The organism is Pseudoalteromonas sp. QJM3NY_12, assembly GCF_056173165.1.
On sequence record NZ_CM149661.1, the window covers coordinates 3,391,841 to 3,402,537 of the forward strand.

A 10,697-nucleotide genomic window follows, 5' to 3' on the forward strand; every position below is an offset into this window, starting at 1 on the left:
TGTCCCTTTTTAGACATCCAATAAATTAATGGTGGGAATAGTCTTGATTGATACGGTTTAAAATACCGTCTAACTCGTCAAGATTAGTGTAAGAAATAACCAACTTCCCTTTGCCTTTTTTGTTGTAATTTATTTCTACCTTTGCCCCTAGGTTATCAGCAAGCTGCTGCTCTAACTGTTTAACATCTGGGTCTTTTTCTATTACTTCTTTTGCTGGAGCTGGCTCTAAAATAGAGCGTACTAGTTTTTCAGTTTCGCGAACGGTCAATGCCTTTGCAACAGCTAAACGGGCTGCATCTGATTGCACTTCGCCTTCGAGTGCTAATAAGCAACGAGCGTGACCCATTTCAATGTCACCATGCTCTAACAATATCTTTACATCGTTATTTAGATTATTTAAGCGTAATAAGTTAGTCACGGTCGTACGTGATTTACCAACTGCATCAGCCACTTGTTGATGTGTTAACTCAAACTCATTAAGCAACCGATTAAGTGCAATCGCTTCTTCCATAGCGTTTAAGTCTTCACGCTGAATATTTTCAATCAGAGCAATAGCAACGGCAGCTTCATCAGGTACATCTTTAATAATACAGGGTACAAACTCAAGCTTAGCTATTTGCGCAGCACGCCAGCGACGTTCACCGGCAATAATCTCATAGCTGTTATGCGCAACAGGGCGTACAACGATAGGTTGAATAATTCCTTGTGAGCGTATCGAACTGGCGAGTTCTTCGAGTGCCTCTTCAGACATGTCTTTACGAGGTTGGTATTTACCTGAGTGTAAAAGCTCGATCGGTAGTTTTTGTAATTCACTGTTGCTAGGCTGCGCTGCATTTTCAACTGCGCTGGTTACGTTAGCAGTATCCTGTTCCTTGCGATCGCTTGGTGCAGGTTTAGATGAACTTAAAAGCGCATCGAGTCCTCGGCCTAAACCTCGTTTTTTAGCAGACATGTTATTTTTTTACCTCAAAGTTAGGCGACAACGGGAGTTGTTTTTTCTTTTCTGCGTAGCATTTCACCAGCGAGAGCTAAATAAGCTTTCGCGCCACTTGATGCTCGATCGTAGTACATTGCTGGGGCACCAAAACTTGGGGCTTCTGCAAGTCGAACATTACGTGGGATCACCGTACGGTATACTTTATCGCCAAAATGTTGTTTTAATTGTTCTGATACATCATTTGCTAGTCGATTACGCGGATCGTACATAGTACGAAGTATGCCTTCAATCTGTAAGTTAGGGTTAACTAACTTAGCAAGTTGCGTAATCGTGTCCATTAATGCTGTTAATCCTTCCAATGCATAATATTCACATTGCATAGGTACTAAAATAGAATCGGCAGCGGCCATGGCATTAACGGTTAACATATTTAAAGAAGGCGGGCAGTCTATAAAAATAAACTCATACTGATCTTGTATTTTTTCAAGCGCGTTACGCAAACGTACTTCTCGCGCAAATAATTCCATCAGCTTAACTTCTGCAGCGGTCACATCACCGTTTGCAGCAATCATATGATATTCGCCTGAGGTTTCTTTAATAATCACTTCATCAATAGGCTTATCTTCTATGAGCAAGTCATAGATAGTAGGGACGTCACCATATTTGTCGACGCCACTGCCCATGGTCGCATTGCCTTGCGGGTCGAGATCTATTAACAGCACTTTACGCTTCGTTGCAGCCATAGATGCAGCGAGATTAACGGCAGTGGTAGTTTTACCTACTCCACCTTTTTGATTTGCTAATGCGATGACTTTTGCCACAGTGTCTCTGATCCCTAGTCTTTAGAAAGAATTATTAAATGTCGTTGTGCATCTAAATCCGGTACTTCTAATGCAATTTTTTGCTCAAACTTAACACCCGTAGGGAGTGAGTCTAATTCCTCACTTGGAAATACCCCTTTAAGTGCAATGAACTTACCTGAATGATCAATTAAGTGCGAGCACCAGTCAATCATATCTTGTAACGATGCAAATGCACGACTTAGTACGCCATCTAATTTAACACTTGGTTGATATTCTTCAACTCTTGACTGCACCGGGGTGACATTATCAAGGCCAAGCTCATGTTTAACATGCATTAAAAAACGTACACGTTTACCTAAACTATCTAATAATACAAACTGCGTTTCAGGTAAGGCAATAGCTAACACTATGCCTGGTAAACCAGGACCTGTGCCAACATCAATATAATGATGACCGGTCAAGTGAGGAGCAACAACTAAGCTATCCATTATATGTTTAACCATCATTTCTTGAGGCAAACGTACCGAGGTTAAGTTATAGGCTTTATTCCACTTATCGAGTAATTCAACATAGCGGACAAGTTGTTGCTGTTGTTTTTGTGTTAGCGCAATATCAGTTTGCGCTAACAAAGTTGTTAATTGTTGCTGTAACACAATGTACCTTTACCGTTACGCAGTTTTGCGTAACAAGCCTTGCTTCTTCAGATACACTAATAATAGCGAAATCGCCGCTGGGGTGATACCAGAAATACGCGAAGCTTGGCCGATAGTGTCTGGACGAGCATCAATTAGCTTAGCAACTACTTCGTTTGATAAACCAGAGACGGTTTTATAATCAAACTCTTTTGGTAAAATTGTTTCTTCATGACGAAGCTGCTTATTGATCTCATCTTGTTGACGCGCAATGTAGCCTGCGTACTTCGTATGAATTTCAACCTGTTCTAGAGCGGCCTGATTAGTGAACTCAGATCCGAGTCCTTCAATCGCCATCAAGTCGTTATAACGCACTTCTGGACGACGCAGTAATTCTTCTAAGCTAGCTTCACGCACAAGTGGCGTTTTAAGTAATTCGTTTACTTTATTAACCATGGCATGATCTTTATGGATCCAGGTATCTTTAATACGCTGTTTCTCTTTAGCGATCACTTCCATTTTTTCGTTGAATGCTTGCCAACGTTCATCGTTAACTAAACCTAGTTCACGACCTTTTTCAGTTAAACGAATATCAGCGTTGTCTTCACGAAGTAGCAAACGGTATTCAGCGCGGCTAGTAAACATACGATACGGTTCTTTTGTACCCAGTGTTGCTAAGTCGTCAATCAGTACGCCAACATAGGCTTCATCACGACGTGGTGTCCACGACTCTTTACCTTGTACTTGTAATGCTGCATTCATACCTGCGATAAGACCTTGCGCACCCGCTTCTTCGTAACCGGTAGTACCATTAATTTGACCAGCAAAAAATAAGCCATCAATAAACTTTGTTTCTAATGATTGTTTTAAATCGCGTGGATCAAAAAAGTCATATTCAATAGCATAGCCAGGACGACAAATGTGTGCGTTCTCAAAGCCGGTGATCGATTGCACAATTTCTAACTGTACATCGAACGGTAAGCTAGTTGAAATACCGTTAGGGTATAACTCGTATGACGTTAAACCTTCTGGCTCTACAAATATCTGGTGTTTATCTTTATCCGCAAAACGTACAATTTTATCTTCAATAGACGGACAGTAACGTGGGCCTATTCCTTCGATAACACCTGAGTACATAGGTGAGCGATGTAAGTTTTTGCGAATAACATCATGTGTTTTTTCATTAGTGTAAGTGATGTAACACGGAATTTGTTGTGGGTGGTCGCTTTGTTTACCCATAAATGAGAATACCGGTGTTGGTGCATCACCTGGTTGTTCTTGCATTTTACTAAAATCAACAGTCCGGGCATCAATACGCGGTGGCGTGCCGGTTTTTAAGCGATCTACTCTAAATGGTAATTCACGTAAGCGATCAGCTAAGGCAATCGAAGGCGGATCGCCAGCTCGGCCACCTTTGAAATTTTCAAGGCCGATATGAATTTGACCGCCTAAGAATGTACCCACGGTTAGTACCACACTAGGTGCACTAAAACGTAAACCCATTTGTGTCACCACACCGGTTACACGATCATTTTCAACGATTAGATCATCACATGATTGCTGAAAAATCTTTAAGTTTTCTTGGTTTTGAAGTGTGTTTTGAATAGCCGCTTTGTACAAGGCACGATCCGCTTGTGCACGCGTCGCTCGTACAGCAGGGCCTTTAGAAGAATTAAGCGTGCGGAATTGGATCCCGCCTTTGTCAATAGCTTGCGCCATTGCGCCACCTAGGGCATCAATTTCTTTAACCAGATGGCCTTTGCCAATGCCACCAATTGCTGGGTTACAAGACATTTGACCAAGGGTATCCATATTGTGAGTCAGCAGCAGGGTATTCATCCCCATACGGGCAGCTGCCAATGCGGCTTCAGTGCCTGCATGTCCACCACCTACTACGATAACGTCAAAATTTTCGTGAAAAATCATTAATGGGATCCTACTTAAATCAAACCAGTAAACTTCAAAAGGGAGCGTATTCTACCTAGAAATTAGCAGAAGATAAATGATTAAACAGTGCTCAAGATCTAAGTAAGTGATCTCTAATAATATAAAGGATCTTTTAAAGAGATCTTTTAATACTATTACTACTACTGATCGGGTTTTCTGTTGATAAGCTTTAGATCATGATTAAAAACATATAATTAGATCGGATCTAAAGGTGTTAGTATGATCGGATCTTCAGGCAAATAAGCTCTGATCAAAACAGGCTGTTATACACAGGCCGATCAAGTCTCGATCTTATCCCATGGATAAGCATGGCTAAAAAAGCAGTTTAATCAGTGTTTATCCACAAAACTTATTAAATTATTAGCAAATTGTGGGTAACTTTATTTATAACTTTTCGCTTGATCTTTCTATTTTAAACCTGTCTGTGCTATCCATGAGTCTAACCAAGCTAAGGCCGTATCTTCGGGCAGTGCTTCATCAAGAATATTAAGCTCTAAACGTTGTGCTACTTTTACAGCGCCTTTTTGGCTTAAAAGAGTATCTACATTACGCCCTGCAAGGTTATAAGTGTCGTAACTAGTATCGCCAAGTGCAATAACCGAATACTTTAAATGCGAAAGATCATCCACTTGCGATACTTGTTCGATAAAACCAATCAGGTTGTCAGGGTAATCACCCGCACCGTAGGTCGATGTACAAACTAACCAAATAGTATTTTGTTGATCTATTTCATTAAATTCAGGTTGATCATGTAGTTGGCTATTAATCCCTTGGTTGTTAAGTGCATCATTTAACTGCTCTGCAACGTACTCGGCGGATCCCATTTGACTACCAACGATAATATTTACTGAACTCATGAATATGGCTGATCACTATTAGTTTTAATTGCTGCCTATGATAGCTCAGTGAGTATAACAGTAAAGTTAAGAGTGCTATTTTGTATAACTATTTTTGTGGTAATTTAAGTCGCCGCGCTAACTAGTGCTTTAACTTGCTGATTATTAATGAATTAACAAAATATATTTAAATGTAATCTTCTGATCAAGTTGTTGATAAGGTTGGGGAAAGCTCTGCTTAACTAAAAAGCAATGTTATAAATAGTTTGCTAAGTTATTGATTTTATATTGAGTGTTAACCACCAGCTAGTACAAATTCATAAATAAAGGCGTGTTGATCTTAGTGTGGATACAAAGCATGTTGATAACTTAAAATTGGGATCGAGAATAATTAAAAAAAATGATCTATTTATGCAGATCAGACTAAAAATCCATTTTTATTTTCTAAAAATCGCTATTTAACTGATTTAAACACAGCATATTTTTACTTTTTATCGTTTTTAACTCATTTTTAAGGCAGTAAAACCCAAAATTGTGGATAACTGATCTGCAAAAAAATAATCTTCATCAATTTAAACTAAGAAAATAACTATATTTTGCTGGTGGAGTGGCGAGCAAACTTACTTTTTAGGTACGTTTTATTTTTATGGTTTGATAATTACCTATGCCCAAGCTTGGAAAACTAATGTAATAGGTTCTCTTTTAGGGTGAAATAAGCTTAATTTTTACTATTAATGTAGGTAGTTTATCTGTTGTTTGGTGTGATTATAGGTTTAGCTCATCTGCCTTAAACACATTTTTAAACATAAATGGAGGCTAATATTGGTGCAATTTAGCTGTATTTTTTAGTCTGTTTGGTTTTTAAAGTGAGTTATTAAAATACATTTTGGCGAGTCGATATTAAAAATAGTAGGGCATTAAAAAGGGCACCTAGGTGCCCTTAATGATTAAATTATTAGTTCAATTATTTACCGATACAGAACGAGCTGAAAATTTTGCCAAGCAAATCATCAGAAGTAAATTCACCAGTTATTTCGTTAAGATACTGTTGTGTTAAACGCAGTTCTTCCGCGAGGATTTCACCGGCCACATGCATCTCTAATTGTGTTTTACCTGTATCTAAATGATACGCAGCATGTTCTAGTGCATCTAAGTGACGACGGCGTGCCATAAAACCACCTTCTGTAGCACCATCAAAACCAATGCAGGCTTTTAAGTGAGTACGAACTAACTCTATACCATCAGCATTTTTAGCGCTTAAACTGATGACTGGATATTGTTGCTCTTGATCCATACCAACCGTATCACCCGATAAATCGGCTTTATTTCTGATCACAGTCACGCCCATACCTTGGGGTAATTTAGCCATAAATTCAGGCCAAATAGCATGTGGATCGGTATCAATGGTGTCGGTGCCATCAAGCATAAATAGTACCCGATCGGCTTGGTTTATTTCATCCCAGGCACGTTCAATGCCTATTTGCTCTACCTTATCTGGGCTTTCTCGTAGGCCTGCGGTATCTATTATATGTAGTGGCATACCATCTATATGTATATGCTCACGTAATACGTCACGTGTGGTGCCGGCTATTTCAGTTACGATAGCCGCTTCTCGCCCTGCTAATGCATTAAGTAAGCTTGATTTACCTGCATTAGGGCGACCAGCAATAACGACGCGCATACCTTCGCGCATTATGCTGCCTTGTTTGGCTTGATTGGTTACGGCATTAAGCTGCTCGATGATGGCATTTAAATCACCACCCACTTTTCCGTCTGATAAAAAATCGATTTCTTCGTCAGGGAAATCAATAGCTGCTTCCACATACATACGTAAGTGAATGACTTTTTCAACTAAGGTTTCTATGTGCTTAGAGAATTGCCCTTGAAGTGATTGTAGAGCACTTTTAGCGGCTTGCTCGCTAGTTGCATTAATTAAGTCGGCGATTGCTTCTGCTTGAGTTAAATCAAGCTTGTCGTTCATAAACGCACGCTCAGAGAATTCACCTGGTTTAGCTAAACGCACACCGTCTATTTTACTAATTTCTTTAAGTAGCATATCAAGAACAACAGGGCCACCATGGCCTTGGAGTTCGAGTACGTCTTCACCGGTAAATGAGTGTGGGCCAGCAAAGTAAATCGCAATACCTTGGTCAAGTTGCTGACCTGCAAGGGTGTTAAATGGCACATAGTCGGCATAACGAACTTTAGGGACTTTGCCTATTATTTTTTCAGCAACCTGTTTGGCTAGGTTTCCTGAAACGCGAATAATACCAACACCGCCTCGGCCTGGGGCAGTGGCTTGTGCTGCAATTGTATCGTGATTGATCATGCGGTTTATTTGCCAACTTAAATAACGTAATGGCGGTATTGTAACCTATCAAATAGGCACTCGCGAATGCTGTTATAAAAAATAGGCAATAAAAAAGGCGACCTAAGTCGCCTTTATATAAGTAGGGAGTTTAATCGCCCCTTACTTTAATTCCTTTCTTTTCCATGCCACGGTAGATGATTAACATCTGGACAATAGAAATAAGGTTAGACACTAACCAGTAAAGTACTAAACCAGATGGGAACCATAAGAAGAATACAGAGAAGATAACCGGCATAAAGGTCATCATTTTTTGCTGCATTGGATCGGTAACCGTCATAGGTTGTAGTTTTTGCGTTATGAACATACTCGCACCAAATAAAATTGGTAATACGTAGTATGGGTCTTTTGCAGAAAGGTCAGTTAACCAAAGTACAAATTCAGCGTGACGAAGTTCTGTAGACTCTAAGAATACATAGAACAAGGCTAAGAAGATTGGCATTTGCAGTAAAATAGGGAAACAGCCACCCATAGGGTTCACTTTTTCTTTACGGTACATTTCCATAGTCGCTTGGCCGAATTTTTGACGATCATCGCCATACTTTTCTTTTAGCGCCTTCATCTTAGGCTGTAACGCACGCATTTTAGCCATTGAGGTGTACTGTGCTTTAGTCAGTGGGTACATTAATGTTTTAACGATAATAGTGATGGCAATAATTGCTACACCCCAGTTACCTAAAATACTGTGTAACCATTTAAGTAGCACAAATAACGGCTGCGAAATGAAAAACAACCAACCATAATCAACTGTTAAGTCTAGGTCTGGATGAATGGCTTCAAGTTTATCTGACTCTTTAGGGCCCATGTAATAAGTTGCAGTAAGTACTTGCTCACTACCAGCTTGAACATTAACCGCTTCGTCTTTAACACCAATAATAGCCGCATTACTTTTAGTAATTAAACTATAAAGAGTATTAGTTTGATCTTGCATTGGTACCCAAGCACTTACAAAGTAATGCTGAATAAAGGCAACATAACCACCTTGAGTATTTTTATTTAGGTTTTTATCGGCCATATCTGAAAAACTATACTTTTCGTATTTTTCTTCATCAGTACCGTATGCAGCCCCTAAATAGTTTTGATCAACCATACTGCCTTTTTCTTGTACGGTACGCTTTATTTGTGTGTAAAGCTGAACTTGTACTGGCGCGCTAGTGGTGTTGTTAACTTTATATTCTAAGCCAACATCATATTGACCCTTTTTGAATACATAGGTTTTAGTGAAACTTACACCGTTACTATCAGTAAACTGAAGAGGAACACGAAGCTCATCACCCGTTAAAGTATAAGAAGTTTGTTCTGATTGGTAAGTAGGACGCCCATTTGCTGATGCATCTGGACCATTTAAACCTATTAAGCCACTTTGTGAAAAGTATTGTTTACCATCAAACTCACCCAGTAGCATGTAAGGAACATCACTGCCTTTGGTTTCTTTATAATCAATTAAGTCTGTTTCAACAATGTCACCGCCTTTGGTGTCAATTTTTACTTTAAACACGTCTGTTGTAATATTTATAACAGCGCGCTTAGCTAAAGTAGTTGAAGCAGGAAAACCTGAGTCTGATGAAGCTGGAACATAATCATCTGATTCTGGTGAATTTGCTTTTAGTGTTTGTGTAGTGGCACTAGGATCGGCTTTTGGTGTGTTGTAGTCATTATTCCACTCTTGAAATAATAAAAACGACACTAGCATTAGGCCGATGAATAAAAACGTGCGTTGCGATTCCATAACAGCTCTTATTTCTCGTGTTGGTGGTTAATACGGGTTAATTTTTCAGGAACGGGGTCGTCTCCGCCTGAATGTAAAGGATGGCATTTTAATATGCGTTTAACAGCTAACCAACACCCTTTTACCGATCCATGCAAATTAATTGCTTGAATAGCGTAACTAGAGCACGTTGGATTAAAACGACAATGCGGACCTAATAGCGGGCTAATCCACTTTTGATAACCGCGGATAAATAAAACTAAACAACGTGTTGGTAAAGCAGCAAGTGGTTTAAGTAACCTCATGTTGTACATGCCCCTACGTTATGTTTAGTGAATAGATACCATGTATTTAAAGACTCACTATGAGATTTTAAACGCATGATTAAAAGGTGAGCTAAAGATACCTTAATTAACCCTGTAATTCTATTGCTATTGGGTTTGTTTAGTCGATTTAGCTGATTTGTTTGGGCGTTTTTTAAATGGTGGCGGTTTAGGGGCACCAGGTTTGCAGCGTTCATTAATCTTACGCCACAGCTTTGTAAGTTGTTTGGTTAATTCTTCATTAGACTGTTCATCAATGCCACTTTTAACCATCAACACAATATCAATATTATCGAGCGTGTGTTGGTTTAAACGAAAACTTTCGCGAGCAAGACGTTTAATACGGTTTCGTTGACATGCCTTTTTTACACGTTTTTTAGCAACAGTAAGGCCTAACCTAGGTTTAGACTGGTCACTTGGTTTTGCTAATAAGGTAAAGAAAGGAGTTGCAGCCCGAGCGGGTTCGTTAAATATGCGAGAGTAATGCGAGGGAGTTAACAGACGTAACTCCCTGCCAAAGCTAAAGTCTTCCACTTATAAATTAAGCAGAAAGAACTTTGCGGCCTTTAGCACGGCGACGAGCTAATACTTTACGGCCATTTACAGTTGCCATACGAGCACGGAAACCGTGTGTACGTTTGCGTTTTAAAACGCTAGGTTGAAAAGTTCTTTTCATAACAATCTCATCCGATCGGTTAAAGTTAAAACATCCTATGCAGGTCGCGATCCTGGCACAGGTGCCATTGCGAGCGCGAGATATTATAGATGAAGTGACGAAAAGTCAATCATAATAGAGTGCGTAAAGCATGTTTATTTATGATCAATTTTCATGATCCGATAGGATCATCATAAATAAGAAGTTTTCCACAGCCCCTGTATAAAAAGTGAATAAAAGCATGGGAAAAGTAAATTAGATCGTAAATTGTGGTCGCGATCTGCTGCCAGTTTTGTTATGATCTCTAATCAAGCTTTAAAATAAAAAGCTATTAGAATCAGTCTGTTATTATATTTATACATCGATATCAACAATTTTACAAAAATCAATCTTTTACTTGTGGATAAAGTGCATTCATAATAGTCGGTCTTGGGCTGCTTATTGAGCCATTTAAACGCAATACAGGTGTGATTTTTGAATCATTATTG

The 10,697-nt window shown here is 39.3% G+C and carries 10 protein-coding genes; all 10 read right to left on the reverse strand.

The window, feature by feature from the left end; translation table 11 throughout:
* Window positions 1-25: 25 nt before the first annotated feature.
* Entirely contained in the window at window positions 26-952 is a 927-nt protein-coding gene (locus AC0VZ5_RS15800; RefSeq protein WP_138608900.1) for a ParB/RepB/Spo0J family partition protein, read from the reverse strand.
* Between the two features lie 20 nt (window positions 953-972).
* Complete coding sequence (locus AC0VZ5_RS15805; protein ID WP_008112117.1) at window positions 973-1,758, reverse strand: ParA family protein; 786 nt, start codon at window positions 1,756-1,758, stop codon at window positions 973-975.
* 14 nt (window positions 1,759-1,772) lie between these two features.
* Window positions 1,773-2,393 (reverse strand): 16S rRNA (guanine(527)-N(7))-methyltransferase RsmG, encoded by a 621-nt coding sequence (gene rsmG / locus AC0VZ5_RS15810; protein WP_008112113.1) that lies wholly within the window; start codon window positions 2,391-2,393, stop codon window positions 1,773-1,775.
* A gap of 15 nt (window positions 2,394-2,408) precedes the next feature.
* Window positions 2,409-4,298 carry a tRNA uridine-5-carboxymethylaminomethyl(34) synthesis enzyme MnmG gene (mnmG, locus tag AC0VZ5_RS15815; protein ID WP_008112111.1) on the reverse strand — a complete coding sequence of 630 codons (1,890 nt, stop codon included), beginning with the start codon at window positions 4,296-4,298 and terminating at the stop codon, window positions 2,409-2,411.
* Window positions 4,299-4,726: 428 nt separating this feature from the next.
* Window positions 4,727-5,176: an FMN-binding protein MioC gene (gene mioC, locus AC0VZ5_RS15820; protein ID WP_008112109.1), complete on the reverse strand. Its 450-nt coding sequence runs from the start codon at window positions 5,174-5,176 to the stop codon at window positions 4,727-4,729.
* Window positions 5,177-6,119: 943 nt separating this feature from the next.
* Window positions 6,120-7,484: a tRNA uridine-5-carboxymethylaminomethyl(34) synthesis GTPase MnmE gene (gene mnmE / locus AC0VZ5_RS15825; protein WP_464710661.1), complete on the reverse strand. Its 1,365-nt coding sequence runs from the start codon at window positions 7,482-7,484 to the stop codon at window positions 6,120-6,122.
* 130 nt (window positions 7,485-7,614) lie between these two features.
* Entirely contained in the window at window positions 7,615-9,252 is a 1,638-nt protein-coding gene (gene yidC, locus AC0VZ5_RS15830; protein WP_475473649.1) for a membrane protein insertase YidC, read from the reverse strand.
* An 8-nt stretch (window positions 9,253-9,260) separates the two neighbouring features.
* Window positions 9,261-9,536 (reverse strand): membrane protein insertion efficiency factor YidD, encoded by a 276-nt coding sequence (gene yidD, locus AC0VZ5_RS15835; protein WP_008112973.1) that lies wholly within the window; start codon window positions 9,534-9,536, stop codon window positions 9,261-9,263.
* Window positions 9,537-9,662: 126 nt separating this feature from the next.
* The gene (rnpA, locus tag AC0VZ5_RS15840) at window positions 9,663-10,088 is read right to left on the reverse strand and encodes a ribonuclease P protein component (protein ID WP_008467046.1); all 426 of its coding nucleotides are present in this window, start codon (window positions 10,086-10,088) and stop codon (window positions 9,663-9,665) included.
* A 7-nt stretch (window positions 10,089-10,095) separates the two neighbouring features.
* The gene (rpmH, locus tag AC0VZ5_RS15845; protein WP_008112968.1) at window positions 10,096-10,230 is read right to left on the reverse strand and encodes a 50S ribosomal protein L34; all 135 of its coding nucleotides are present in this window, start codon (window positions 10,228-10,230) and stop codon (window positions 10,096-10,098) included.
* Window positions 10,231-10,697 lie beyond the last annotated feature (467 nt).

Coding starts and splice junctions, on each gene's coding strand:
- AC0VZ5_RS15800 (WP_138608900.1), bottom strand. CDS start 952: ATGTCTGCTAAAAAACGAGGTTTAGGCCGAGGACTCGATGCGCTTTTA.
- mnmG (WP_008112111.1), bottom strand. CDS start 4,298: ATGATTTTTCACGAAAATTTTGACGTTATCGTAGTAGGTGGTGGACAT.
- mioC (WP_008112109.1), bottom strand. CDS start 5,176: ATGAGTTCAGTAAATATTATCGTTGGTAGTCAAATGGGATCCGCCGAG.
- mnmE (WP_464710661.1), bottom strand. CDS start 7,484: ATGATCAATCACGATACAATTGCAGCACAAGCCACTGCCCCAGGCCGA.
- yidC (WP_475473649.1), bottom strand. CDS start 9,252: ATGGAATCGCAACGCACGTTTTTATTCATCGGCCTAATGCTAGTGTCG.
- yidD (WP_008112973.1), bottom strand. CDS start 9,536: ATGAGGTTACTTAAACCACTTGCTGCTTTACCAACACGTTGTTTAGTT.
- rpmH (WP_008112968.1), bottom strand. CDS start 10,230: ATGAAAAGAACTTTTCAACCTAGCGTTTTAAAACGCAAACGTACACAC.